Origin of the sequence: Haemophilus pittmaniae (assembly GCF_900186995.1) — a bacterium.
GTDB classification, from domain to species: Bacteria; Pseudomonadota; Gammaproteobacteria; order Enterobacterales; family Pasteurellaceae; genus Haemophilus_D; species Haemophilus_D pittmaniae.
Genome location: NZ_LT906463.1, coordinates 1148638 through 1173008 on the forward strand (window position 1 = coordinate 1148638; position 24371 = coordinate 1173008).

Below are 24371 nucleotides of genomic sequence, written 5' to 3' on the forward strand. Positions count from 1 at the left end.
GATGAAAGTCGCGGTTTACAGTACGAAAAGTTACGATCGTAAATATTTAGAATTAATCAATGCAAAATATGCATTGGATTTGGAATTCTTCGATTTTATGTTGAGCGAAAGGACGGCCAAAATGGCTGAGCATTGCCAAGCTGTGTGTATTTTTGTTAACGATGATGGTAGTCGTAAGGTATTGGAAAAACTGGCGGCGATGGGGGTAAAAATTATTGCGCTGCGTTGCGCCGGTTTTAATAATGTTGATTTGCAAGCAGCTGAGGAATTGGGGCTAACCGTAGTGCGTGTGCCCGCTTATTCTCCAGAAGCCGTTGCCGAGCATACAGTAGCCTTAATGATGACGTTAAATCGCCGTATTCACCGCGCTTATCAACGCACCCGTGAAGCCAATTTTTCGTTAGAAGGATTGATTGGATTTAATATGCACGGGCGTACCGTTGGGGTGATTGGAACCGGTAAAATTGGCGTGGCGGTAATGCGTATTTTACGTGGCTTTGGCATGCATATTCTGGCCTATGATCCATTTAAAAATCCGCTAGCTGAGGAATTGGGAGCACAATATGTGGAACTGGATGAACTATATCATCGTTCCCATGTTATCAGTTTGCATTGCCCGGCAACTCCGGAAAACTACCATTTGTTGAATCGAGATGCTTTCTCCAAAATGAAAGATGGTGTAATGATCATCAATACCAGCCGTGGTAGTTTAATTGATACTCAAGCAGCGATCGATGCCTTAAAACAACGGAAAATTGGTGCCTTGGGGATGGATGTTTATGAAAATGAACGGGATTTATTTTTTGAGGATAAATCCAACGAGGTGGTGCAAGATGATGTATTCCGCCGCCTTTCCTCTTGCCATAACGTGTTGATTACCGGCCATCAAGCCTTTTTAACGGAAGAGGCATTGACCGCAATTGCAGATGTGACATTGGCTAATATCTACCAAGTTGCACAGGGTAAGGATTGTCAAAATAAGGTAAAAGCCGTTTAAGATTTTAACAATCAAACCAATTTGTGGCGGGGCACAATCCTTGTGATATGATGTGCCCCGTTTATTCACAGGCGATAAGCCGAAAGCAAAATAAGGAAAAAAACATGAGTGAAGTATTACATATCAATGATGCTGAATTTGATGCACAGGTCATTAAGTCCGATATTCCCGTTTTAGTCGATTTCTGGGCGCCTTGGTGTGGTCCTTGTAAAATGATTGCCCCGGTATTAGATGAATTGGCACCGGCTTATGCGGGTAAAGTGAAAATCGTTAAAGTTAATGTGGATGAGAACCAAGTGACTCCGGCACAATTCGGCGTTCGTAGTATCCCAACTTTATTATTATTCAAAGATGGTCAATTGGTGGCAACTCAAGTTGGTGCATTACCAAAAGGTCAATTGGCTGCATTTATTAATCAGCACATCTAATCAATAATAAAACGGCTGCCGGATAAAATGGCAGCCGTTGTTCTTTTCTGGCAAGTGGCAGAATTGCTTTTTACCATTGATATTCCAGCCAAAATCCGTCTTATTGGGCGGGCGATTTACCCTCTATTTAGTATGGTGATAGCTTCTTAAAGGACTATACTAAAAATATTCATCTCTCTTTTTCTTTTTTGTTGTCATGACTGAAAATCCTTTCTATGCCCGTTGGTCAACTCAGGGTAATACTCTTTGTTTAGGCCATTGGATTATCAACTATAAAGGCCTACCACTCACCCTTCCGCTAGAGCGTAGTGAAAAAGATATGGGCACCAATAATATTTATAATTTTATGGATCCTGAAGATGAGCTTTATCGCGAAGGCTTAGAAGAAGACGACTGGATTGTCGAAAATATTGATTGGCTTTCCGATGTATTTATTACCCATGATATTCCCTTAGAAGAAATGCTCTTTCGCGCCTTTTATCAAGCGGTAAATAAAGAAGACTGGCGCTGTGGCAGTTGTGGTGGTTGTATCTAATTGCCAATATTTATTTTTTTCTACTCTATATTTTTCATGCATTCTAGGCTAGAATTCGCCGATTTGTTTTTTGAACGGTAAAAAGGAGCAGAACATGAAATTAGTCGAAGTCAAACATCCCCTCGTTAAACATAAAATCGGCGTAATGCGTGAAGCCGATATCGACACGAAAAAATTCCGTGAGCTGGCAACCGAAGTCGGCAGTCTCCTCACCTACGAAGCGACTGCCGATTTGGAAACGGAAAAAGTGACCATTGAAGGCTGGAACGGCCCGGTTGAAGTGGACCGTATCAAAGGCAAAAAAGTGACCGTAGTACCAATTTTACGGGCCGGTCTCGGTATGATGGATGGTGTATTGGAGCATATTCCAAGCGCTCGTATCAGTGTTGTGGGGATTTATCGTAATGAAGAAACCTTAGAACCAGTGCCTTATTTCCAAAAACTAGCGAGTGATTTGGAAGAACGTTTGGCTATCGTGGTTGACCCAATGTTGGCCACCGGCGGTTCAATGATTTCTACCATTGATTTATTAAAAGCCAAAGGCTGCCAACATATCAAAGTATTGGTATTGGTTGCTGCGCCTGAAGGTATTAAGGCTCTGGAAAAAGCCCATCCGGATATCGAACTGTATTGCGCTGCAATCGATGATCATTTAAATGAACACGGCTACATCATTCCTGGTTTGGGGGATGCGGGCGATAAGATTTTCGGGACGAAATAATTTCCCTTAACCTAAGACGGCATTGATTGCCGTCTTTTTTCGGTGCGTGAAAACATTAACCGACCGCACTTTTAGTTAATTCAAACAGAGAGTTGAAACTTCATGACTACAAATCAACAAAACGCACCTGAAGTGCAAAGTGTCGGTAAGCAGGCTTTTGTCGGCTTACAAATGTTATTCGTGGCCTTTGGCGCCTTGGTTCTTGTGCCGTTAATTACCGGCTTGGATTCCAATACCGCCTTACTGACCGCCGGTATCGGCACCCTCTTATTCCAATTGTGTACCGGTAAACAGGTACCCATTTTCTTGGCATCTTCCTTTGCCTTTATTGCTCCAATTCAATATGGCGTACAAACCTGGGGGATTCCAACCACAATGGGGGGCTTGGCTTGCGCGGGTATCGTCTACTTAGGTTTGTCCACCTTAGTCAAATTGCGGGGTAGTGCGGCCTTAGAACGTCTATTCCCACCGGTAGTAGTTGGACCGGTGATCATTATTATCGGGATGGGCTTAGCGCCGGTCGCGGTAGATATGGCCTTGGGTAAAAATAGTGCCTACGCTTATAACGATGCGGTGCTGGTATCTATGGTTACTTTAATCACCACTTTATCGGTGGCAGTATTTGCTAAAGGCATGATGAAACTAATTCCAATTATGTTCGGGATTGCCGTTGGCTATATTCTTTGCCTATGCTTAGGGTTGATTAATTTCCAACCTCTCTATGATGCACCTTGGTTCGCCTTACCGAAATTAACCAAACCGGAATTTAATTTGGAAGCCATCCTCTATATGTTACCGATTGCCATTGCACCGGCGGTAGAGCACGTTGGCGGAATCATGGCGATTAGTTCGGTGACGGGTAAAGATTTCCTTAAAAAACCGGGATTACATCGCACCTTATTAGGGGATGGTGTGGCTACTGCGGCGGCATCCTTAGTTGGTGGTCCTCCAAACACCACCTATGCAGAGGTGACAGGGGCGGTTATGCTAACCCGTAACTTTAATCCGAACATTATGACTTGGGCGGCCGTTTGGGCGATTGCGATTTCTTTCTGCGGTAAAGTTGGTGCCTTTTTAAGTACTATTCCAACCATTGTGATGGGGGGGATTATGATGTTGGTATTCGGCTCAATTGCGGTAGTCGGGATGAGTACCTTAATTAAGGGCAAAGTAGATGTGACCGAACCACGCAATCTATGCATTATCTCCGTTGTAATGACCTTCGGAATCGGTAACATGTTCGTAAACGTTGGAGATGCGGTTTCACTTAAGGGCATTAGCCTATGTGCGATTGTTGCCATCGTATTGAACCTGATTTTGCCAAAAGCTAAAAATCAAGTAGAATAAGCGCCGCTTAAAGGAGAGGGTTAAATGCCGATTTAACCCTTTTTTATTTCACTCAGAGATGAAGTTTATTGTGCCTCAACAGCTTTCCCTGCCCATTCAACAAATTGACAGCGACACTTTGGCGAATTTTGATGGAGCCAATAATGCGCTATTGCTTAATTCCTTACAGCAAAAAGCATCAGACCAGCACTTTTTCTACTTGTGGGGCGCAGCCGGTACCGGAAAAACCCATTTATTACGTGGGCTCAGCAACGATTATTTAAATCAGGGGCTGTCTGCAATTTATGTGCCCTTGAGTAAATCGCGTTATTTTTCGCCGGCGGTATTGGATAATTTAGAAAACCAACAGCTGGTTTGTTTGGATGATGTACAGCAGGTAGTTGGGCAGAGTGATTGGGAAATTGCGCTCTTTGATCTATTTAACCGTATCAAAGCTAATCAGCAAACCCGTTTATTGGTAGCAGCCGATTGTTCGCCAAATGCCTTGCCGGTGCAATTGCCGGATTTAGCATCCAGACTGAAATGGGGCGAGGCTTACCAATTAATCCCGCTCAGCGATGCACAAAAACTGGCTTGGCTACAGCAAAATGCCCACCAACGCGGCATTGTATTGCCGGAAGAAACCGCCCATTTTCTATTTAATCGCCTGGATCGCGATATGGCCACACTCAAAGCGACACTCGAGCAACTTGATCAAGCCTCTTTGCAGGCCAAACGCAATCTCACCATTCCCTTCGTGAAGTCTATTTTGGCGCTTTAAACGCCCCTTCAAAATCAAGAGTTTTATCAAAAATCAACTGTAAGTTATTGATTTTATTGGTATTCACCTAAAAATCTATTTCCCGGCCAATTTTTGCAAACGCACCAGTAAAACATTCAATAAAACGCCATAAGCAGGCACGAATAGCAACATACCAATTAATAATTTAAACAAATAATCGACAAACCCCAATTGCATCCAATTTTCAGCCATAAAAGGATCGCTACTTTGATAGAAGGCAACGCCAAAGAACATAAGCGTATCGGCAGCTGAACCAAAAATCATCGAACAACTCGGTGCTACCCACCAAATTGCCAATTGGCGTAATTTATTGAATACCAACACATCCAGTAATTGACCGAATACATAAGCGCAGAAGCTGGCGAAGGCGATACGGAAAACGAATAGATTAAATTCCTCAAGTACGCCCAGCCCTTGATATTGTCCATTGGAAAAAATGACCGATATTACATAGCTAACGATTAATGCCGGCAACATCACCCAATGAATAATGCGGCGAGCACTGGTTGCCCCAAAAATCCGCACAGTTAAATCGGTAGCCAAGAAAATAAATGGAAAAGTTAAGGTGCCCCAGGTGCTATGAAAAGAGAAATCCTCAAGGGCACCAAAACGTTGTAGCGGCACATGGATTTCAAAGGGAATTTGCACAAAATAATTACTGGCTGCAATGATAAAAATGTGGAAAAAACAAAGAATAAACAGCGCATTACGCTTTTGTTGATGGGTAAAAATAAATGTTTTTTGCATAGTTTTAATCCTTTTTGAATGTGTAAAGACGGGGTGAGGGAACCCGTGAAAGCGCGCGATTTTACGCAAATAGCGATGAATTGCAATAAAAAATTTGTTTATGTGATGGAACTTATTGAAAAACGAAGAAATGCTTTACCTTGACAGATGACATAAAAAATAACGATAATAATTATCAGTTATTTTATGGTGAGGTGTTTATATGAAAAAAATGAAATTCACGTTGCTGCCGTTGGCGGCTTTTGTGGCCTTTAATGTACAGGCTACGGAGAGCAATGAACAGTTGGATACTATTGATGTGGTGAGTGATAACTATTCACCACAGGTATCAAATGTGGCAGCCAAAGGGGTTGTAAAGGTACGTCAGGCAACAAAAATGTCGGATGTATTACGCGGAGTACCTGGCGTGAATGTCAATGGTGGTCGGTCAGTCGTTGAACGCTACAATATTCGTGGTGTCAGCGAAGAATATTTAACTGTCGCAGTGGATGGTGCCCGTCAGGATGGTTATTCCTTCCACCATAGCGGTAACTACGGTATCGATCCGGAAATTTTGAAACGGGTGGATATTGATGTCGGGGCTAATTCCGTGGCAACCGGTGCCGGCTCCTTAGGTGGTTCGATTAAATTTGAAACCGTTGATGCGGCCGATATGCTAGAAGAAGGGCAAAACTTTGGCGGTAAAGTAAAATATGGTTGGGGCAGTAATGGTAATTCCCATCAAGCTACCGCCACATTGTACGGTCGTACCGGTGGTTGGGATTTATTGGGGTATTTTAACTATCGTCATCAAATTAATGGGACAGACGGCAATGGTTTGAAAAACCAAAATAAAGGTCATTTGCAAAATTACTTACTCAAAGCCAAATACAATATTAGCCCAGAACAATGGGTAAAAATTTCTGCCGAACGTTACCATAATACAGCCTTGAGCTGTTTCCGTGCTAATTTCGGTATGTGTTTGGGCGATGTGCCACAACCGGGACAACGAGGTTACACAGAGGCCTCCCATGGCAAGGCTTATACCGGTATTGAGCGCCGTACTTATACATTGGCTTATGGCTATAAACCGACCAATAATAAATTAGTTGATCTAAAGGCCAACGTATATAGCACAGAAAATGAAAGTTCTTCTATGGGTTCTCCAAAAACCAATGTGAAAACCGTTGGCGGTATGTTATCCAACCGCTCTTTATTTGATTTAGGGGCAACTTCCCATAATCTGTTGGCTGGTGTTGAATATTATAAAACCACCGCATTGCGTTATGGTGGTAGTGATACCAATCGCCGAACCCGCGTTGTGACCCAGCGTCCAGATTACGAGCAACGCGCCTATAGCACTTCCGTTTACTTAGAAGATGCGATCGCGTTAGGAAATTTCATTGTGACTCCGGGAGTACGTTTTGACCACTTCAAAGCGGATTACATTGATTTCAGTAAAACGTACCATCGCTTCTCAAAAGCCTTGGGCTTGAAATACTTCATCACCGATGATTTGTTGGTATTTGGTAATTACACCGAATTATTTAGAGGTCCGGGATTTGGTGAGCTTGCTTTAGTGGCTCCGGGGCGTTATACCGCCGGTTTAGAGGCAACTCGTGGGGATAATAAAGAAGCCGGTTTTAACTATGCAAAGGATAATCTGTTCCATAAGGATGATTCATTCTCCATTACGGCAAAATATTTCCATACCGATTATGACAATATCACTCAAAGCGTAACTAATCCGAATGGTGGCGGTAGTATTTATGCCAACTTAGGCAAGGTGGTGTTAAAAGGTGTGGAAGCGTCTGCAAAATATCGTATTGATAATTTGTCTGCCTCCATCACCTATGCCCGTGCGCGTAGTAAACAAAAAGACGATCATAATTACACCGCATTCCCGGATGCCGGAGATCGCTATACTTTTGGTTTGAATTATTACATTCCGTCTGCGCAAGTGGATTTAGGCTGGAATACCATGTTGGTACGTAAAGTCTATGAACACAAAGCAACCGGTGATACGCTGAAAGAAAGCTATGCGGTGAGCAATGCTTATGTTAGCTGGGCGCCACAACAGGTGAAAGGCCTTGAGCTCACATTTGGTATCGATAATATCTTTAATCGAGCTTATAAAGACCAAAGTACGCAATACTATGGTGCGGTGGATTATGATCCGGGCCGTAACTACAAATTATCCGTATCTTATAAATTCTAAGAGCGGTTTGGGCTTATGCAATGCGGTCGGCAATCAGTCGGCCGCATTTTTTATTCGGCAAAGTCAATCGCATTGATATATAGCAATTGTGATGGCTTTTCGGCAGAATAGCTGCTGATAATTTCATATCAAGTAAGGATCAATATTATGAGCAAACATTACGATTATATTGCCATTGGCGGCGGTAGCGGCGGTATCGCATCTATCAATCGTGCAGCCAGTTATGGCAAAAAATGTGCCATTGTCGAAGCTAAACATTTGGGCGGAACCTGCGCGAACGTTGGTTGTGTACCGAAAAAAGTGATGTTTTACGGGGCTCAAATCGCAGAAGCTATTCATCGCTATGCCCCTTCCTATGGCTTTGATGTGGATGTAAAAGGTTTTGATTTTGCCAAATTGATAGAAAGCCGCGAAGCATATATTGGCCGCATTCATCAATCCTATAACAATGTATTGACGAAAAATAATGTGGACGTATATGCGGGATTCGGTCGTTTTATCGATAAAAATACCATCGAAGTGAGCTATGAGGATGGTCGTAAGGAACAAATTACTGCGGATCATATTTTAATTGCCACCGGAGGCCGTCCAAGCCGTCCAGCCATTGAAGGTCAGGAATACGGTATTGATTCCAACGGTTTCTTCGCGTTGCGTGAATTACCAAAACGGGTTGCAATTAGCGGCGCAGGCTATATTGCTGTGGAATTGGCGGGCGTAGTAAATAGTTTAGGGGCGGAAACCCATTTAGTAGTACGTCGCCATGCCCCAATTCGTAATTTCGACCCAATGGTAGTGGATACCTTGGTGGAAGTGTTAGAACAGGATGGCATTCATTTGCATAAACATTCCACTATTCAAAAAGTGGTGAAGAATGCCGATGGTAGCCTAAATCTATATTTTGATGATGAACGTCAAATTACCGTAGACTGTCTGATTTGGGCAATTGGTCGTGAACCGGCAACCGATACTATCGGTTTGGATAATGTCGGGGTTGAAACCAATGCTCGTGGCTTTATCAAAACCGATAAATTCCAAAATACCAATGTTCCAGGCATTTATGCAGTGGGAGACATTATTGAGGGCGGTATTGAGCTGACTCCGGTAGCTGTCGCGGCAGGTCGTCGTTTATCGGAACGCTTGTTTAACGGCAAACCAAACGAACATTTGGATTATGATTTGGTACCTTCCGTGGTATTTAGTCATCCGCCAATTGGTACTGTGGGTTTAAGCGAGCCACAAGCTATCGAAAAATACGGTGAGAAAAATGTGAAAGTGTATAAATCCTCTTTCACAGCGATGTACACGGCGGTTACCGAACATCGTCAACCTTGTCGAATGAAATTGGTTTGTGTGGGTCCGCAGGAAAAAATTGTTGGTTTACATGGTATTGGCTTTGGTGTGGATGAAATGATCCAAGGCTTTGCTGTGGCAATCAAAATGGGCGCAACAAAAGCCGATTTTGATAATACCGTGGCGATTCACCCGACCGGTTCGGAAGAATTCGTTACCATGCGTTAATGGATGGAAAATTAAAAAAGCAGACGAAATGAAATGTCTGCTTTTTTATTGCCTATGTATAATTTAAACGCCCTAATGAACATCAGAGTTTTTCCAAAAATAGAATGTAAGCTATTGATTTTATTAGAGTTGATTTTAAAATGGCTATGGTGCAAAGCGAATTAGCCCTTCTTGCTGGGTGGTGGCAATTAGAGTGCCATCTTGGGCGAAAATCTGTCCGCGCGCTAGGCCGCGCCCACCGGAGGCATTGTTGCTTTGTAAGGCATGTAGATGCCAATTGTGCAAATTAAACGGACGGTGGAACCAAATGCTGTGATCAATGGTGGCCACTTTCATACCTTTTTGTAAAAAGCCTTTACCATGCGGATGAAGCGCGGTCAGAATACAGTGGAAATCGGAAAAATAGGCTAAAAGACATTGCTGTGTTGGTAAATCCAACGGTGCTTCGCCATTGGTTTTAAACCAAGCATATTGTTCCGGTGGCAAGATGCGGCCATCAAACGGATTGTTTAAATATTGGCTGTGAACCTCGAATGGACGTTCTTGAGCAAATTTTTCGCTAAGGCTATCCGGCAGAGTTTGTGCTACTTTTAACATCATCTCATGTTCATTGATAAATTGCTCCGGTCCGGCGACTTGTGGCATTGCGGATTGATGCTCAAATCCCTCTTCCGGCATTTGGAAGGAGGCTGTGACATGGCAAATGACGCTCTTATGTTGGATCGCCTTTACTCGCAATGCTGAGAAGCTACGTCCTTCCCGCAGGGTTTCCACATCATAGATAATCGGATAATGGCTGTCACCAGGCGCTAAAAAGTAGGCATGGCAGGAGTGTAGCACACGGTCTACCGGAGCAACCTGCATGGCGGCGGAAAGCGATTGTGCTACCACTTGCCCACCAAATACTTGGCGAAAACCTAAGTCTTCACTGGCACCACGAAATAGCAGATCATCAATTTTTTCCAGTTTTAACAGTTCGATGAGTTGATTTAATTTATCCGACATCGCTTTTTCCTTTTTATAAAACAAAAAGACCGCATCGAAATGCGGTCGGGAGAGATTTTAGACGTTGAATCGGAAGTGCATTACATCACCATCTTGGACGATGTAGTCTTTACCTTCCAAACGCCATTTACCGGCTTCTTTAGCACCATTTTCACCTTTGAATTGGATGAAGTCATCGTAAGCAATCACTTCTGCGCGGATGAAGCCTTTTTCAAAGTCTGTGTGGATTACAGCGGCAGCTTTAGGGGCGGTTGCGCCAACAGAAACTGTCCATGCACGCACTTCTTTCACGCCGGCAGTAAAGTAGGTTTGAAGATTTAATAACGCATAACCTGCGCGGATAACACGGTTTAAACCCGGTTCTTCAATGCCAAGATCCTGCAAGAATTCGATTTTTTCATCATCGTCAAGCTCAGCAATTTCTGCTTCAATCGCCGCACATACAGGCACCACAACGGAACCTTCTTTTTCTGCATATTCGCGCACTTTGTCTAAATATGGGTTATTTTCAAAGCCATCTTCATTCACGTTCGCGATATACATGGTCGGTTTTAAAGTTAGGAAGTTATAGCTTTTGATGGCTAATAATTCATCTTTATCCAATGCCACAGAACGGATCATACCTGCTTCGGAAAGTACCGGAAGGATTTTTTCCATCACCGAAAGCTCAAATTTTGCATCTTTATCGCCACCTTTAGCACGTTTTTGCAAACGTTGAATGGCGCGCTCACAGCTGTCTAGGTCGGCTAGGGCTAATTCGGTATTGATGGTTTCGATATCATTTAATGGATCGATTTTACCTGCAACATGCACGATGTCGTCATTTTCAAAGCAACGCACTACATGGCCGATAGCATCGGTTTCGCGGATATTAGCTAAGAATTTATTGCCCAAACCTTCGCCTTTACTGGCTCCCGCCACCAAACCTGCAATATCGACGAATTCCATGGTGGTAGGTAAGACGCGTTCCGGCTTAACGATTTCCGCTAAGGCATCTAAACGCGGATCCGGCATAGGCACCACACCGGTATTTGGTTCGATGGTACAGAATGGATAGTTAGCCGCTTCGATACCGGCTTTGGTTAAAGCATTAAAAAGAGTTGATTTGCCGACGTTGGGTAGGCCGACGATACCACATTTGAATCCCATTATGTTTTCCTATTTGTTTGATTAGTTGCATTTTTTATATGGTATGTCTTTACCGTATTTAGCTTGAATTCTAGAATCCTCATTTGAGGTTTCTGGAATTAATTCATAAATATACAATCTGCAATGATTATTTGTTTCACCATAGCGAAGTTCGTAATCTTTTCCTGCCTCTGGAGTGAATTCCCCTACAATTTGGCAACTTTCATAGTATCCAGGTCCATAGCCCGTCGTAAAGTGGTTACCGTTGATTACTACAGGAGTGTTTGCGGTAAGGATTTCTTCGCTAAAATAAATGACATCGTTATAACTAGAGCGATTTAGTCTTTCAATACTTGTAGCTGTGAGTGGAATCCCTATCGTTGTATTTTTCAATGTTTTTCTTGGCAATCCATTATAAAAACGATTGGCATATACCTTGTTATCTGAATAGTCTTGACAAGTTTTTCCTTTAAATATTTTTGTCCCTTTTTGTGCTGCTGAATTGTAAATTCGAATACGGGCATCTGTTTTAGGATCATAATCAACGCTGTTCTTGACTAGAACAGCTTTTGCAGAACAACCTGAGAGCACGATCATAGCAGAAATCAAAAAGAATAGATTTTTTTTCACTATATAATCCTAAATTTTAAATGAATTTAATCGATTAGTGGCTTTTACCATACCTTCTTTAAACAGCAATTCGATACAATCTGTCGCTTCGTCTAAAGCTTTGTCGAGCGCTTCTCTTTCTGCGGGAGCGGGTTTGTTAAGGACAAAACCGGAAACTAAATCACGGTGTCCAGGGTGGCCAATGCCAATGCGTACGCGATAGAAATTGTTACTGTTAGCAAGCTGTGCCACGATATCTTTTAAACCATTGTGACCGCCATGTCCGCCGCCTTGTTTGAGTTTGACGGTGCCGGGTGGTAAATCGAGTTCATCGTGCAAGACTAAAATCTCTTCAGGTTTAATGCGATAAAAATTAGCCAGCGCCCCAACGGCTTTACCGCTTAAATTCATAAAGGTGGTCGGCACTAAAAAACGCACTTCTTTACCGTTAATCAACGTTTTTCCCACATAGCCGAAGAATTTATTTTCTGCGTTGAGCGAAACATTAAAGCGACGAGCTAAACGCTCAATCAACCATTCACCTGCGTTGTGGCGGGTTTCCGCATATTTATCGCCAGGGTTTCCCAACCCCACGATGAGTTTAATTTCTGACATGTCGCGTAGATTTGTAAAAAAATGGAGGCGTATTGTAGCGAAAAAGGGCTAATTTCTCAATCATCGCAGTAAAGAACCCATATTTTGAGTTAGGTTGTACTTGATGAAACCCGACGAGTTAATAAAATTTATGCTATTTAAACGTTTGGCTTTCTTTTTTGTAAAAGAAATGTAAAATTCGGCAACGTTTTAAATATGACCCATATTTAAGATGTGTTTCCAACCTAGCCAACCTCTTTGGGCAATTAGGGTAAAAACAAAAAAGCTGAAACGCTTTTTTTAATAAGTAGCGAGTCAAATGCCCCATGGCGTCTGTTTTTTAGAAACAGAAAGTTTAGGCTTCCCGCAAGGCACCCGACTTATTTTTTTCACCTCTTTTAGAAGGTTTTAATCAATGACAATTACCACTCCTGTAAAAGCAATTCTTGCTTCCAATAAACACTTTTTAGATCGCCAAGATGCAATGGAATCAAACGTTCGTAGCTATCCGCGTAAATTACCGTTTGCTTATGAAAAAGCAGAAGGTTGCTGGGTTACTGACGTTGAAGGCAACAAATACCTTGATTTCTTAGCCGGTGCTGGCACTTTAGCATTAGGGCATAATCACCCTGTGTTAATGCAGGCGATTCGTGATGTGTTAGATAGCGGTTTGCCTTTACACACACTGGATTTAACCACCCCATTAAAAGATGCATTCACTGAAGAATTATTGTCGTTCTTCCCGAAAGATGAATACATTTTACAATTCACTGGCCCATCAGGCGCAGATGCAAATGAAGCGGCAATTAAATTAGCGAAAACTTATACTGGTCGTGGTAACGTGATCGCGTTCTCTGGCGGTTTCCATGGTATGACTCATGGTGCATTATCACTAACGGGTAACTTAAGTGCGAAAAGTGCTGTGCAAAACTTAATGCCAGGCGTGCAATTCTTACCTTATCCGCACGAATACCGTTGTCCATTTGGCATTGGTGGCGAAGCGGGTGCAAAAGCAGTTGAACATTACTTTGAACACTTTATTGAAGATGTTGAAAGCGGTGTGGTAAAACCAGCTGCGGTAATTTTAGAAGCAATTCAAGGCGAAGGTGGTGTTGTGCCAGCGCCAATTAGCTTCTTACAAAAAGTCCGTGAAGTAACCCAAAAACATGGCATTTTAATGATCGTAGATGAAGTACAAGCGGGATTCTGTCGTTCAGGTAAAATGTTTGCGTTTGAACATGCAGGCATTCAACCAGATATCGTTGTGATGTCAAAAGCGGTAGGCGGTAGCTTGCCATTAGCCGTGCTTGCAATCAAAAAAGAATTTGATGCTTGGCAACCAGCAGGCCATACCGGTACTTTCCGTGGTAACCAATTAGCAATGGCAACAGGTTATGCTTCACTAAAAATCATGCGTAATGAAAACTTAGCGCAAAATGCTAAAGAACGTGGCGAGTACTTAACCAATGCATTACGCGAATTAAGCAAAGAATATCCATGTATCGGTAACGTGCGTGGTAAAGGCTTAATGATGGGGATTGATATTGTTGATGAACGTCAAGCCAAAGATGCCACAGGCGCATACCCACAAGATGGCGAACTTGCGGTCGCTATCCAAAAAGCCTGCTTTAATAATAAATTATTGTTAGAGCGTGGCGGACGTGGCGGTAACGTTGTGCGTGTACTTTGTGCGGTAAACATCAATCAAGCAGAATGTGAAGAGTTTATTAAACGCTTTAAACAATCTGTTGTAGATGCATTAAAAGCCGTACGTGGTTAATCAAGATCGGTCAGATTTTGCAAATGTTTTGCGAAATTTGACTGCTTGTGTTCCCCCCCTCTTTGTCAAAGAGGGGAATTTTTTAGGAAAGAATGGCTATGTCAGATCTTAAACAACATAAACAATCCCTTTTTTGTCGCAATGAGCAGTCGATTAAAGACTATGAAAATGCGATGAATAAAGCCGTGCAAGCGGTTTCAAATTGGTTGAAAAACGACAAAATGTACACGGGTGGCTCAATCAAACAAATGCGTACTTTGATTGATGGATTCAAACCAAGCCAAGCTGGCGTAGGCGTAGAAAATGCGCTGGATCACCTCGTTGAAATTTTCTTAAATCCAAGTTTAAAAGTACATCACCCCCATTCATTGGCACATTTACATTGCCCAACGATGGTCACTAGCCAAATTGCAGAAGTGTTAATCAATGCCACAAACCAATCTATGGACTCTTGGGATCAAAGCCCGGCTGGTTCAATTATGGAAGAGCATTTGATTGATTGGTTACGCCAAAAAGTAGGCTATGGGCAAGGCACTTCTGGGGTGTTTACCTCGGGCGGTACGCAGTCTAACTTAATGGGCGTATTATTAGCACGCGATTGGGCGATTGCGAATCACTGGAAAAATGAAGATGGCTCAGAATGGTCGGCGCAACGCGATGGTATTCCAGTTGATGCGATGAAGAAAGTCAAAGTTATTTGTTCAGAGAATGCGCATTTTTCTGTGCAAAAAAATATGGCGATGATGGGAATGGGCTTCCAATCTGTGGTTACCGTGCCATCGAATGCCAATGCACAAATGGATGTCAATGCGCTTGAACAAACTTTGGCGCAATTAAAAGCAGAAGGTAAGATAGTTGCTTGTATCGTGGCGACGGCAGGTACCACCGATGCAGGTGCGATTGATGATCTAAAAGCGATTCGCAAACTGGCTGATAAATACCAAGCATGGTTACACGTTGATGCCGCTTGGGGCGGTGCGTTATTGCTTTCTCAAGAATTCCGTCATTTCTTAGATGGCATTGAGCTAACGGATTCGATTACACTTGATTTTCATAAGCACTTCTTCCAAACCATTTCTTGTGGGGCATTCTTGCTTAAAGATCAAGCGAACTATCGCTTTATCGACTACAAAGCAGATTACCTCAATTCAGAATATGATGAAGAGCACGGCGTACCAAACTTAGTGGCAAAATCTCTACAAACAACACGTCGTTTTGATGCCTTAAAATTATGGTTTACCGTGGAAGCATTAGGCGAAGAACTCTACGCTTCAATGATTGACCATGGTGTTAAATTGACTAAAGAAGTAGAAGGTTATATCAATGAAGCCGAAGAGTTAGAAATGCTCGTGCCAACGCAGTTCGCATCAGTGCTATTCCGAGTCGTGCCAAAAGGCTATCCAGCAGAATTTTTAGATGCCTTAAACCAAAATGTGGCGGATGAACTCTTTGCTCGTGGTGAAGCGAATATTGGTGTTACTAAAGTTGGCGATAAACAATCGCTGAAAATGACGACATTAAGCCCGATTGCTACGCTTGAAAACGTAAAAGCATTGTTGGCGCAAGTCTTAGCTGAAGCAAACCGCATTAAAGATGCGATTGCAAACGGCACCTACGTACCACCGATTGACTAGTTCTTTTATAGGAGGAAAAGGCCGATTTAAACGGTCTTTTCTTTTTTATAGTATAAGTATTAGAACTCCACTTAAGATTAATAAGCTTCCCATGATTAATTTCATACTTAAAGGTTCGCCTAATAAAACTACGCCTAAAATAATGGCAATGACCACACTGAGTTTATCAATGGGCGCAACCCAAGAGGCGGGTGCCATTTGTAACGCGCGATAATAGCAAAGCCAAGATAGACCCGTAGCAACACCAGAAAGAATTAAAAAGGTGAGTGGTTTTGCCGCTATATGTTGTGGCAATTGCCATTCATTGCGGGCGCTAATGATGCCGGCAGTCACGAAGAGAATCACAATAGTGCGGATAAAGGTAGCAAGGTTGCTATTAATGCCTTCCACACCTAGTTTGCCGAGAATGGCGGTGAGTCCAGCAAAAAATGCCGAGCCGGCGGCAAATACGAGCCAATTCATGGTTTTCTCCTTTTTCGGTTAAGGCGTGTATAATACGCCAAATTTTTTTGATGCTAAACCAATCATGAGCCAAATCCATATTCAAATTGCCTATGCGCTGCCGGATCGTTATTACTTAAAGTCCTTTCAGGTGGAAGAAGGCACAATGCTACAAACAGCGATTTTACAATCGGGTATTTTGAGTCAATTCAGCGAAATTGATTTACGCCAGAATAAAGTCGGCATTTATGCGCGCCCGGCCAAGTTGACCGATCCCTTGAAGGATGGCGATCGCGTTGAGATTTATCGACCACTACTGGCGGATCCGAAGGAAATTCGTCGTAAACGAGCTACCGAGCAAGCGAAAGCTGCGAAGGAAAAGTCCCTCTAAACGCCCCTATGAAAATCAAAGTTTTGCTAAAAACCGATGCTAAGTCATTGATTTTATTAGGGTTGCTTTAAAAATAAAAATTTATCCATTTTTTCATTTGTTATCAAGGAGTTAACCATGACTTCATATTGCCTGCCAAAAGATCTTACCCCCGAAGTGTTTCTACGCGACTATTGGCAGAAAAAGCCGTTAATTATTCGCAATGGTTTGCCGGAAATTGTCGGTCAATTTGAGCCGGACGACATTATCGAATTGGCGCAAGGTGAAGAGGTGACGGCCCGTTTAGTGAAAACCTTTTCAGAGGATAATTGGAAGGTATTTTTCAGCCCTTTATCGGCAGAGGATTTTGCGGATGTGCCGGAAAAATGGTCGGTATTGGTACAAAACCTAGAGCAATGGAGTACGGAATTGGGGCTGCTTTGGAATAAGTTTGGGTTTATTCCACAATGGCAGCGTGACGATATTATGGTGTCCTATGCACCTAAGGGAGGCTCGGTCGGTAAACATTATGATGAATATGATGTGTTCTTGGTGCAAGGTTATGGTCACCGTCGCTGGCAATTAGGCAAATGGTGTGATTCCTCCACGGAATTTAAACCGAATCAACCGATTCGTATTTTTGACGATATGGGGGAATTGGTCATCGATGAGGTGATGAATCCTGGCGATATTCTTTATATTCCGGCACGCATGGCGCATTACGGGGTGGCAGAAGATGATTGTTTAACCTTTTCTTTTGGCTTGCGTTATCCGAATTTAGCGGACATTTTCGAGCATGTGAATAAGGCATTTTGCCATCAGGATCCCGAGTTAAATTTAAGCGAATTCCAATTGCCGTTGCGCTTAACGCAAGCGGAGCAGAGCACGGGCAAATTGGCAGATGAAAATATTCAGGCGATGAAAAAACAATTTTTAGCGAAATTGGCCGAGTCAGAAGCCTTTGATAAGCTATTCAAGCAAGCGGTGGCCGGCACAGTCAGTTCACGCCGTTATGAAATGTTACTGTCCGATGAAATGTCTGATCCTGACGAAGTGCGGTCAATTTTAGAAGAGGAACAAGGTGTGTTAATGCAGGACAATAACTGCAAATTGCTTTACACCGAAAATCCGCTCCGCATTTATGCTAATGGCGAATGGTTGGATGAGGTAAATGTGATTGAAGCCGAAGTGCTAAAACGTCTTGCGGACGGTGAAGCGCTTGATTGGGCCTTCCTTGAAGAACTGGTGAATGATACGGAAGATCCTGAAAGCACGATGGAATTATTGCTCGATTCGATTTGTAACTGGTTAGATGACGGTTGGGTGTTGATTGAATAATGTCTGAAAACATTTACTCCGTTTCCCAATTAAACAGCGCAGCTCGGCAAATGCTGGAAGGGAATTTTTCACAGATTTGGCTCACCGGTGAAATTTCCAATTTCACTCAACCAGTGTCGGGACATTGGTATTTGACCTTAAAAGATGAGAATGCCCAAGTGCGTGGCGCGATGTTCCGTATGAAAAATTTGCGGGTGGGATTTCGTCCGCAAAATGGTATGCAGGTGTTAGTGCGGGCGAATGTCAGTCTGTATGAACCACGCGGCGATTATCAACTGATTATCGAATCCATGCACCCTGCGGGGGAAGGCTTGTTGCAACAGCAATTTGAAGCGCTAAAAATGAAATTGGCGGCAGAAGGGCTGTTTGCACAAAATTTGAAGAAAAGTTTACCGCACTTTGCTAAAGCAGTAGGTATTGTTACGTCTTCTACCGGAGCAGCATTACAGGATATTCTGCATATTTTAGCGCGCCGAGATCCAAGCTTAAAAGTTGTGATCTATCCAACCGCCGTTCAAGGGAAAGAGGCGACGGCTGAAATCGTGCAAATGATTGAGCTGGCAAATGCCCGCCAAGAGGTGGATGTATTAATCGTGGGGCGTGGCGGCGGTTCATTGGAAGACCTTTGGTGTTTTAATGAAGAAGATGTTGCCCGTGCTATTTTTCGTTCCAATTTGCCGATTGTTAGTGCGGTCGGACATGAAACTGACGTGACTATTGCGGATTTTGTAGCGGATCTGCGCGCGCCGACACCTTCGGCAGCAGCGGAGCTTGTTAGTCGTAATCAACAGGAATTGTTACAGCAGTTAGCATATAAGCAGCAACGCTTGGAAATGGCTTTAGATCGTATTTTTAGTCATCACCAACAGCGTTTGCAGCAGTTGCGTTTACGCCTGCAAAATCAACATCCGCAAAATCAGTTGGCAATACAAAATGCCAGAACCGAACAGCTTAATCATCGTTTAATACTTGCAATGCAGCGCCAACTGGAAAGTTCCCGGCAACAACTGACCGTGCTTGGTGCTCGTTTAACCCAAAGTCCGCTGCCTTATCGACTACAAAAACAATCACAATATTTAGCGCAGTTACAGGTGCGGTTAAATCTTGCAGGCAATCGTCAATTGACGGAGCGTCAAAACAGGTTAGCGGCATTATGTGGCAAATTAGATAGTTTAAGCCCATTAAAAGTATTGGCTCGCGGTTATTCTATTGCTGAGGATACACAAGGCCGGGCAATTGTAAGTAGCAAGCAGGTGGAAATAGGCGAAATCATTAAGACACGTTTGGCGGATGGCGAAATTATTAGTCGGGTGTGTGAACCTTAGATATGGTCGTTTGGTGAGAAAATCCATGATGCGTAATAAAGCATCATGGGTTTTATTTTTTTTGTGACCAAGTTCAAAATTTCAATAAAAAACGGGACTTTACGATTTTTTTGGGCCTCTTTAGCGGTATTATGCGACCGCAATATTGGGAGATTTATGATGTCTGAGATTCAACAGTTTAGTCAGCGTGATATTGAAATTTTGAATGAGGAGACCGTTTACAAAGGCTTTTTCACGCTTAAAAAAGTGCAGTTTAAACATAAACTTTTTGCCGGTGGCGAAAGTGGAGTCGTAACCCGCGAATTATTGGTGAAAGGTGCTGCATCCGCAGTGATTGCTTATGACCCGCAAGCGGATACAGTGGTATTGGTAGAACAGGTGCGTATCGGTGCTTATCAAGCCGATTCAGAACACTCACCTTGGTTACTAGAGCTTATTGCCGGGATGGTTGAAAAAGGTGAACAACCGGAAGAAGTGGCTTTACGAGAAAGCCAAGAGGAAGCAGGTGTAGAGGTTCGCAATTTAGCCCACTGCCTGAGTGTATGGGATAGTCCGGGGGGCGTATTGGAACGGATTCATTTGTTTGTAGGGCAGGTGGATAGTTCTCAGGCGAAAGGAATTCACGGACTGGCTGAAGAACATGAAGACATTCGTGTTCACGTAATAAAACGTGAGCAGGCGTATCAATGGATGTGCGAAGGGAAAATTGATAACAGCATTGCAGTGATGGGATTGCAATGGCTTCAATTGAATTATGCTCAATTACAGCAACAATGGCTGTAAGGGGGAGGTCTCTATGTTGAGTTCGTTTGTATATCAAACAGACAAGCCTGTGGTGAGACTGCTACAAATTACTGATCCGCATTTGTTCAAGGATACGAATAAAGATTTATTGGGGATAAATACTCAGGCAAGTTTTGCCCAGGTATTAACGGAGATTCAGGCAAGCGATTTTGATTATGAGTTGATTTTGGCTACCGGTGATTTAGTGCAGGATAGCTCCGATGAAGGCTACCGACTTTTTGTGGAAATGACATCCGGTTTAGATAAACCGCTGTTTTGGATTCCGGGGAATCATGATTTTCAACCTAAAATGGTGGAATTTTTAAATCATCACCCGATTAATCGACTTAAACATTTATTAATCGGTGATAATTGGCAAATTCTACTTTTAGATAGTCAAGTTTCCGGTGTGCCACATGGTGAATTAAGTCAGTATCAGTTAGATTGGATTGGGGCAAAGTTAGCGCAAAATCCAAGTCGTTTCTCATTGATTGTGTTACATCATCATCTATTGCCAACAAATTCAGCCTGGCTTGATCAGCATAACTTAAGAAACTCGCAGGATTTATTAGATGTGCTTTCACCCTTTAAAAATGTGAAAGCGATTATGTATGGACATATTCATCAAGCAGTAGATGATATGTGGTTTGATTATCGGGTGATGGCGACGCCATCGACCTGTATTCAGTTTAAACCGGATAGCAATCATTTCTCCCTAGATACATTGCAACCGGGTTGGCGGGAAATTGAACTGTATAATGACGGCCACATTGAAACGCGTGTGAAACGTATCCAAGATGCGGTGTTTTTACCAAATATGCGTGAAGATGGATATGAATAAGATTGGGAGATAAGGGGATTGATAAAATCCCCTTTCTTTTTTGCATTATTGAGCGCTTCGCCAGTATGTTGCAAAACGGGGTTTACCGTTAGCGGTTAAGCCTCGATATTTGTAGGTAATACGACTACCAATAGGCGGTGGATTGGTTCTTTCCTGAAGATTAAAGCCAGAACCAATTTTAAATGTTCCCCGTTGATTCTCACAGGTAATTGAGCCTAGTACATTGGCAAATTGCCCCCTTCCTGGATGATGGGCGATAACAGTACATTCTTCATCATAAGTGGGTTTGAGTTTTAGAATTTGTTGACTTCGCTTGCGTTCATAAGGTGCTTCCGGATTTCTCACAACGACACCTTCCCCACCTTTGTTTTCCACTTCTTTTAGAAATGCTTGTAGGTGGCTGTAATCTTTAATTGGAATTTGTTCAATGATTTCGATGTAAGGTGAGGGATTATCGGCTAAGTAATCCCGTAATTTTTGTAGTCTGTTTGGCAGATTACCGGGGGCATCGGGAACATCAAAAACCTGTAATTTAAGTTGTTCCCAGCCATCACCCTTAAAGGATTTAGTAATTGATGCAATTTTTTCAAATTGGTTTCGTCCACTCCATAGTTCTCCATCAATGGCAAAGGGAGGAAATTGTGCCGTAAAGTAGGCTGGTGGACTAAGGCGTTGGCCTTGTCGGCTGATTAACTCATCACCGGTCCAATATCCTCTTACACCATCAAGCTTTTCTGACATTAACCAGCCTTCTACATTTTGATTTTGATAGGTGCCAAGTAACATTAACTCCGGATTTTGAGCTTGAACAAAGGGGGATGAAAGTGCGATAAGGCCGCCAAGTAAAAATAATCTGATTTGCATAATGTTCTCCTTTTGATTGCTGTAAAGCATAGGAAAAAGGTTTGTATTTTGAGAATGAAATGACTTTTTTTGCCTAAGGGATCACAGATTTTATGAAATTAGTGAAGAAAACTGGATTATTAGAGTAGCCGACTATACAATGCGCCCGTTAAATTACCCAAAGGAGAAAACGATGTATTTCGATCAAATTAAGGCGGAGCTTGTTGAAGCGCATAAGCTTTTGGAAACATTTATCAATGATGATAACAATATCAAATTGATTGAGCAGGCCGCGTTATTAATTTCCGATAGTTTTAAAAATGGCGGAAAAGTACTTTCTTGTGGTAACGGTGGTTCCCATTGTGATGCGATGCACTTTGCTGAAGAGTTGACAGGGCGCTATCGTGAAAATCGTCCAGGCTATCCGGCGATTGCAATTTCTGATGTGAGTCATTTAAGCTGTGTGAGTAATGATTTCGGTTATGATTATGTATTCTCACGTTATATCGAGGCGGTTGGAAAACCAGGAGATGTTTTGTTTGGTTTGTCCACTTCAGGAAACTCTAAAAACGTATTAAATGCAATTGAAGCCGCAAAAGCAAAAGGCATGAAAGTAATTGCTATGACCGGTAAAGATGGCGGTAAAATGGCAGGTTTAGCAGATGTTGAAATTCGAGTGCCACATTTTCGTTATGCGGATCGTACTCAAGAGATCCATATTAAAGTGATTCATATTTTGATGATGTTGATTGAATTTGAGATGGCGAAATCTGCATAGATAGCACATTGATTTTACTTTTTAGAAAAAATCCCAATGAATTTGGGATTTTTTTATTTTCCCTATTGCATAAATAATCATTAAACATTAATATTTATTCAGTGTTTCTATTTGGGTAGTTTTTCTAATGGCAATTAGTGTAAAAAATTTAAATTTCTTCTATGGCAATAAGCAGGCATTGTTCGATATCAACTTGGATGCACAAGAAGGTGATACCGTCGTGTTATTGGGGCCGAGCGGTGCAGGTAAAAGTACTCTAATTCGAACTTTTAACTTATTAGAAGTCCCACAATCGGGTGAGTTGGCAATTGCTAATAATCACTTTGATTTATCTAATACTACGTCTAATCCAAAGGCTGTTCGTCAATTACGTCAGGATGTTGGAATGGTTTTCCAACAATATAATCTGTGGCCCCATTTAACGGTATTGGAAAATTTGATTGAAGCGCCTAAAAAAGTATTAGGTATTTCCGATGAGGACGCTAAAAAAGAAGCATTGGAATTATTGAAAAGGTTACGTTTAGAAGAACATGCGGAGCGTTTCCCACTGCATTTGTCTGGTGGACAACAACAACGGGTAGCGATTGCGCGAGCTTTAATGATGAAACCGCAAGTTTTGTTATTTGATGAACCGACCGCAGCGCTGGATCCGGAAATCACGGCTCAAGTTGTTGATATTATTCAAGAGTTGCAACAAACCGGAATTACTCAGGTTATTGTGACCCATGAAGTAAATGTGGCACAGAAAGTGGCAAATAAAGTGGTTTATATGGAACAAGGCAAAATTGTTGAAATGGGCGGATCGGAATGCTTTGAACATCCTCAAACCGAACAATTTAAACAATACCTTTCACATTAAATTAATTAAATAATATATAGGAAGGCACAACATGAAAAAATTATTATTAACCACGGTAATGATGGGGATAACTTTAGCGGCAAATGCTAAGGATATTATGTTTGCAACCGAGCCAAGCTACCCACCTTTTGAATTAACTAATGAAAAAAATGAATTAGTCGGTTTTGAAATTGATTTGGCCAATGCGATTTGCCAAAAAATTCAAGAGACTTGCCATTTTAAGAGTCAAAATTTTGATACGTTGATTCCGGGATTAAAACTTAAACATTTTGATGCAGCGATGTCCGCGATTGATATTACCGAAGCTCGAGCAAAACATGTGTTGTTTTCCGATTCTTATTACGATAGTTCGGCCAGTTATATTGCTTTAAAAGGAAAATATGATTTAGCTACGGCTAAAGTAATCGGTGTGCAAACCGGTACAACTTTTCAGCAATATACGGCTAATGAAACCAAACAATATGAATCAAAATCTTATATTAATTTAAATGATGCTTTGCTTGATTTGAAAAATGGTCGAGTTGATATCATTTTTGGTGATACTGCGGTATTAGCCTATTTGATAAAGGATGAGCCGAATATTCATTTTGTTGACGATAAAGTAACGAATAAAGAATATTTTGGCACTGGGTTAGGTATCGCATTTAATAAATCCTCAGGTGAGTTACGGGATAAGATCAACAAAGGTCTAGCTGAAGTAAAAGCTAGTGGGGAATACCAAAAAATTTACGATAAATGGATGACAATAAAGTAATCCTTTTATTTAACAATA

Annotated in this window: 26 protein-coding genes; 19 read left to right on the forward strand and 7 right to left on the reverse strand. The window is 42.2% G+C overall.

Annotated features, from left to right (window positions below):
- Nucleotide 1 precedes the first annotated feature (1 nt).
- The 7 genes from CKV74_RS05740 (at nucleotide 2) to hda (ending at nucleotide 4788) form a co-directional block, all read left to right on the forward strand.
- Nucleotides 2-997, forward strand: a complete 996-nt coding sequence (locus tag CKV74_RS05740; RefSeq protein WP_007242934.1) for a 2-hydroxyacid dehydrogenase — start codon at nucleotides 2-4, stop codon at nucleotides 995-997.
- A gap of 104 nt (nucleotides 998-1101) precedes the next feature.
- The gene (gene trxA / locus CKV74_RS05745; RefSeq protein ID WP_007242960.1) at nucleotides 1102-1425 is read left to right on the forward strand and encodes a thioredoxin; all 324 of its coding nucleotides are present in this window, start codon (nucleotides 1102-1104) and stop codon (nucleotides 1423-1425) included.
- Between the two features lie 27 nt (nucleotides 1426-1452).
- A complete protein-coding gene (locus tag CKV74_RS10630) occupies nucleotides 1453-1575 on the forward strand; it encodes a hypothetical protein (RefSeq protein WP_269457012.1) in 123 nt (40 codons plus the stop codon).
- Nucleotides 1576-1621: 46 nt separating this feature from the next.
- Nucleotides 1622-1960 carry a PM0253 family protein gene (locus CKV74_RS05750; protein ID WP_007243047.1) on the forward strand — a complete coding sequence of 113 codons (339 nt, stop codon included), beginning with the start codon at nucleotides 1622-1624 and terminating at the stop codon, nucleotides 1958-1960.
- 94 nt (nucleotides 1961-2054) lie between these two features.
- Nucleotides 2055-2681, forward strand: coding sequence for a uracil phosphoribosyltransferase (gene upp, locus CKV74_RS05755; protein WP_095176857.1), 627 nt, complete (start codon nucleotides 2055-2057; stop codon nucleotides 2679-2681).
- Nucleotides 2682-2783: 102 nt separating this feature from the next.
- On the forward strand, nucleotides 2784-4028 hold the full coding sequence (locus CKV74_RS05760; RefSeq protein ID WP_007242859.1) for a nucleobase:cation symporter-2 family protein: 1245 nt from the start codon (nucleotides 2784-2786) through the stop codon (nucleotides 4026-4028).
- 70 nt (nucleotides 4029-4098) lie between these two features.
- Nucleotides 4099-4788 (forward strand): DnaA regulatory inactivator Hda, encoded by a 690-nt coding sequence (gene hda / locus CKV74_RS05765; RefSeq protein WP_302621406.1) that lies wholly within the window; start codon nucleotides 4099-4101, stop codon nucleotides 4786-4788.
- 75 nt (nucleotides 4789-4863) lie between these two features.
- Here the strand turns inward: hda and CKV74_RS05770 are convergent, their stop codons facing one another.
- Complete coding sequence (locus tag CKV74_RS05770; RefSeq protein ID WP_007242992.1) at nucleotides 4864-5556, reverse strand: 7-cyano-7-deazaguanine/7-aminomethyl-7-deazaguanine transporter; 693 nt, start codon at nucleotides 5554-5556, stop codon at nucleotides 4864-4866.
- A gap of 202 nt (nucleotides 5557-5758) precedes the next feature.
- On the opposite strand from CKV74_RS05770, the gene CKV74_RS05775 reads away from it, so the two are divergent.
- Nucleotides 5759-7753 (forward strand): TonB-dependent receptor, heme/hemoglobin family, encoded by a 1995-nt coding sequence (locus tag CKV74_RS05775; RefSeq protein WP_007242909.1) that lies wholly within the window; start codon nucleotides 5759-5761, stop codon nucleotides 7751-7753.
- A 147-nt stretch (nucleotides 7754-7900) separates the two neighbouring features.
- Nucleotides 7901-9271, forward strand: coding sequence for a glutathione-disulfide reductase (gorA, locus tag CKV74_RS05780; protein WP_007243060.1), 1371 nt, complete (start codon nucleotides 7901-7903; stop codon nucleotides 9269-9271).
- A gap of 144 nt (nucleotides 9272-9415) precedes the next feature.
- On the opposite strand, the gene tesB is transcribed toward gorA, so the two are convergent.
- From tesB to pth, 4 genes are read right to left on the reverse strand one after another with little or no spacing between them, the layout of a single operon-like run.
- Nucleotides 9416-10276, reverse strand: a complete 861-nt coding sequence (tesB, locus tag CKV74_RS05785; RefSeq protein WP_007243041.1) for an acyl-CoA thioesterase II — start codon at nucleotides 10274-10276, stop codon at nucleotides 9416-9418.
- Nucleotides 10277-10333: 57 nt separating this feature from the next.
- The gene (ychF, locus tag CKV74_RS05790) at nucleotides 10334-11425 is read right to left on the reverse strand and encodes a redox-regulated ATPase YchF (protein WP_007242919.1); all 1092 of its coding nucleotides are present in this window, start codon (nucleotides 11423-11425) and stop codon (nucleotides 10334-10336) included.
- Between the two features lie 21 nt (nucleotides 11426-11446).
- The gene (locus CKV74_RS05795) at nucleotides 11447-12034 is read right to left on the reverse strand and encodes a hypothetical protein (protein ID WP_095176858.1); all 588 of its coding nucleotides are present in this window, start codon (nucleotides 12032-12034) and stop codon (nucleotides 11447-11449) included.
- A 9-nt stretch (nucleotides 12035-12043) separates the two neighbouring features.
- Nucleotides 12044-12628 carry an aminoacyl-tRNA hydrolase gene (gene pth, locus CKV74_RS05800; protein WP_039847875.1) on the reverse strand — a complete coding sequence of 195 codons (585 nt, stop codon included), beginning with the start codon at nucleotides 12626-12628 and terminating at the stop codon, nucleotides 12044-12046.
- Nucleotides 12629-13022: 394 nt separating this feature from the next.
- On the opposite strand from pth, the gene CKV74_RS05805 reads away from it, so the two are divergent.
- Complete coding sequence (locus CKV74_RS05805; RefSeq protein ID WP_095176859.1) at nucleotides 13023-14387, forward strand: diaminobutyrate--2-oxoglutarate transaminase; 1365 nt, start codon at nucleotides 13023-13025, stop codon at nucleotides 14385-14387.
- Nucleotides 14388-14485: 98 nt separating this feature from the next.
- Nucleotides 14486-16021 carry an L-2,4-diaminobutyrate decarboxylase gene (gene ddc / locus CKV74_RS05810; protein ID WP_039847889.1) on the forward strand — a complete coding sequence of 512 codons (1536 nt, stop codon included), beginning with the start codon at nucleotides 14486-14488 and terminating at the stop codon, nucleotides 16019-16021.
- 45 nt (nucleotides 16022-16066) lie between these two features.
- On the opposite strand, the gene CKV74_RS05815 is transcribed toward ddc, so the two are convergent.
- The gene (locus CKV74_RS05815) at nucleotides 16067-16483 is read right to left on the reverse strand and encodes an EamA family transporter (RefSeq protein WP_007242978.1); all 417 of its coding nucleotides are present in this window, start codon (nucleotides 16481-16483) and stop codon (nucleotides 16067-16069) included.
- 64 nt (nucleotides 16484-16547) lie between these two features.
- Between CKV74_RS05815 and CKV74_RS05820 the strand changes: the two genes are divergently transcribed.
- The 5 genes from CKV74_RS05820 (at nucleotide 16548) to cpdA (ending at nucleotide 21119) form a co-directional block, all read left to right on the forward strand.
- The gene (locus tag CKV74_RS05820; protein ID WP_007243015.1) at nucleotides 16548-16853 is read left to right on the forward strand and encodes an RnfH family protein; all 306 of its coding nucleotides are present in this window, start codon (nucleotides 16548-16550) and stop codon (nucleotides 16851-16853) included.
- Between the two features lie 117 nt (nucleotides 16854-16970).
- Entirely contained in the window at nucleotides 16971-18170 is a 1200-nt protein-coding gene (locus tag CKV74_RS05825) for a ribosomal protein uL16 3-hydroxylase (RefSeq protein ID WP_007242812.1), read from the forward strand.
- Nucleotides 18170-19495: an exodeoxyribonuclease VII large subunit gene (gene xseA / locus CKV74_RS05830; RefSeq protein ID WP_007243021.1), complete on the forward strand. Its 1326-nt coding sequence runs from the start codon at nucleotides 18170-18172 to the stop codon at nucleotides 19493-19495. The genes CKV74_RS05825 and xseA overlap by 1 nt, the downstream gene beginning before the upstream one ends.
- Nucleotides 19496-19654: 159 nt before the next feature.
- Nucleotides 19655-20278: an ADP-ribose diphosphatase gene (gene nudF, locus CKV74_RS05835; RefSeq protein WP_039847876.1), complete on the forward strand. Its 624-nt coding sequence runs from the start codon at nucleotides 19655-19657 to the stop codon at nucleotides 20276-20278.
- Between the two features lie 13 nt (nucleotides 20279-20291).
- The gene (gene cpdA / locus CKV74_RS05840) at nucleotides 20292-21119 is read left to right on the forward strand and encodes a 3',5'-cyclic-AMP phosphodiesterase (protein ID WP_007242833.1); all 828 of its coding nucleotides are present in this window, start codon (nucleotides 20292-20294) and stop codon (nucleotides 21117-21119) included.
- Nucleotides 21120-21164: 45 nt separating this feature from the next.
- Here the strand turns inward: cpdA and CKV74_RS05845 are convergent, their stop codons facing one another.
- A complete protein-coding gene (locus CKV74_RS05845) occupies nucleotides 21165-21983 on the reverse strand; it encodes a DNA ligase (RefSeq protein ID WP_007243082.1) in 819 nt (272 codons plus the stop codon).
- A 172-nt stretch (nucleotides 21984-22155) separates the two neighbouring features.
- Between CKV74_RS05845 and lpcA the strand changes: the two genes are divergently transcribed.
- From lpcA to CKV74_RS05860, 3 genes are all read left to right on the forward strand, one after another.
- Nucleotides 22156-22740: a D-sedoheptulose 7-phosphate isomerase gene (lpcA, locus tag CKV74_RS05850; RefSeq protein WP_007242866.1), complete on the forward strand. Its 585-nt coding sequence runs from the start codon at nucleotides 22156-22158 to the stop codon at nucleotides 22738-22740.
- Nucleotides 22741-22867: 127 nt separating this feature from the next.
- Entirely contained in the window at nucleotides 22868-23599 is a 732-nt protein-coding gene (artP, locus tag CKV74_RS05855; protein WP_007242880.1) for an arginine ABC transporter ATP-binding protein ArtP, read from the forward strand.
- Between the two features lie 31 nt (nucleotides 23600-23630).
- Nucleotides 23631-24353 (forward strand): transporter substrate-binding domain-containing protein, encoded by a 723-nt coding sequence (locus CKV74_RS05860; RefSeq protein ID WP_007242970.1) that lies wholly within the window; start codon nucleotides 23631-23633, stop codon nucleotides 24351-24353.
- The last annotated feature ends 18 nt before the right edge of the window (nucleotides 24354-24371 follow it).

What these genes read in the sequence shown, in the direction of transcription:
- lpcA (WP_007242866.1), top strand. Translation starts at nt 22,156, where the DNA reads ATGTATTTCGATCAAATTAAGGCGGAGCTTGTTGAAGCGCATAAGCTT.
- ychF (WP_007242919.1), bottom strand. Translation starts at nt 11,425, where the DNA reads ATGGGATTCAAATGTGGTATCGTCGGCCTACCCAACGTCGGCAAATCA.
- CKV74_RS05750 (WP_007243047.1), top strand. Translation starts at nt 1,622, where the DNA reads ATGACTGAAAATCCTTTCTATGCCCGTTGGTCAACTCAGGGTAATACT.
- CKV74_RS05815 (WP_007242978.1), bottom strand. Translation starts at nt 16,483, where the DNA reads ATGAATTGGCTCGTATTTGCCGCCGGCTCGGCATTTTTTGCTGGACTC.
- CKV74_RS05805 (WP_095176859.1), top strand. Translation starts at nt 13,023, where the DNA reads ATGACAATTACCACTCCTGTAAAAGCAATTCTTGCTTCCAATAAACAC.
- tesB (WP_007243041.1), bottom strand. Translation starts at nt 10,276, where the DNA reads ATGTCGGATAAATTAAATCAACTCATCGAACTGTTAAAACTGGAAAAA.
- CKV74_RS05775 (WP_007242909.1), top strand. Translation starts at nt 5,759, where the DNA reads ATGAAAAAAATGAAATTCACGTTGCTGCCGTTGGCGGCTTTTGTGGCC.
- upp (WP_095176857.1), top strand. Translation starts at nt 2,055, where the DNA reads ATGAAATTAGTCGAAGTCAAACATCCCCTCGTTAAACATAAAATCGGC.
- xseA (WP_007243021.1), top strand. Translation starts at nt 18,170, where the DNA reads ATGTCTGAAAACATTTACTCCGTTTCCCAATTAAACAGCGCAGCTCGG.
- CKV74_RS05860 (WP_007242970.1), top strand. Translation starts at nt 23,631, where the DNA reads ATGAAAAAATTATTATTAACCACGGTAATGATGGGGATAACTTTAGCG.
- cpdA (WP_007242833.1), top strand. Translation starts at nt 20,292, where the DNA reads ATGTTGAGTTCGTTTGTATATCAAACAGACAAGCCTGTGGTGAGACTG.
- CKV74_RS05740 (WP_007242934.1), top strand. Translation starts at nt 2, where the DNA reads ATGAAAGTCGCGGTTTACAGTACGAAAAGTTACGATCGTAAATATTTA.
- CKV74_RS05825 (WP_007242812.1), top strand. Translation starts at nt 16,971, where the DNA reads ATGACTTCATATTGCCTGCCAAAAGATCTTACCCCCGAAGTGTTTCTA.
- artP (WP_007242880.1), top strand. Translation starts at nt 22,868, where the DNA reads ATGGCAATTAGTGTAAAAAATTTAAATTTCTTCTATGGCAATAAGCAG.
- pth (WP_039847875.1), bottom strand. Translation starts at nt 12,628, where the DNA reads ATGTCAGAAATTAAACTCATCGTGGGGTTGGGAAACCCTGGCGATAAA.
- CKV74_RS05845 (WP_007243082.1), bottom strand. Translation starts at nt 21,983, where the DNA reads ATGCAAATCAGATTATTTTTACTTGGCGGCCTTATCGCACTTTCATCC.
- gorA (WP_007243060.1), top strand. Translation starts at nt 7,901, where the DNA reads ATGAGCAAACATTACGATTATATTGCCATTGGCGGCGGTAGCGGCGGT.
- ddc (WP_039847889.1), top strand. Translation starts at nt 14,486, where the DNA reads ATGTCAGATCTTAAACAACATAAACAATCCCTTTTTTGTCGCAATGAG.
- nudF (WP_039847876.1), top strand. Translation starts at nt 19,655, where the DNA reads ATGTCTGAGATTCAACAGTTTAGTCAGCGTGATATTGAAATTTTGAAT.
- CKV74_RS05770 (WP_007242992.1), bottom strand. Translation starts at nt 5,556, where the DNA reads ATGCAAAAAACATTTATTTTTACCCATCAACAAAAGCGTAATGCGCTG.
- CKV74_RS05820 (WP_007243015.1), top strand. Translation starts at nt 16,548, where the DNA reads ATGAGCCAAATCCATATTCAAATTGCCTATGCGCTGCCGGATCGTTAT.
- trxA (WP_007242960.1), top strand. Translation starts at nt 1,102, where the DNA reads ATGAGTGAAGTATTACATATCAATGATGCTGAATTTGATGCACAGGTC.
- CKV74_RS05760 (WP_007242859.1), top strand. Translation starts at nt 2,784, where the DNA reads ATGACTACAAATCAACAAAACGCACCTGAAGTGCAAAGTGTCGGTAAG.
- CKV74_RS10630 (WP_269457012.1), top strand. Translation starts at nt 1,453, where the DNA reads ATGGCAGCCGTTGTTCTTTTCTGGCAAGTGGCAGAATTGCTTTTTACC.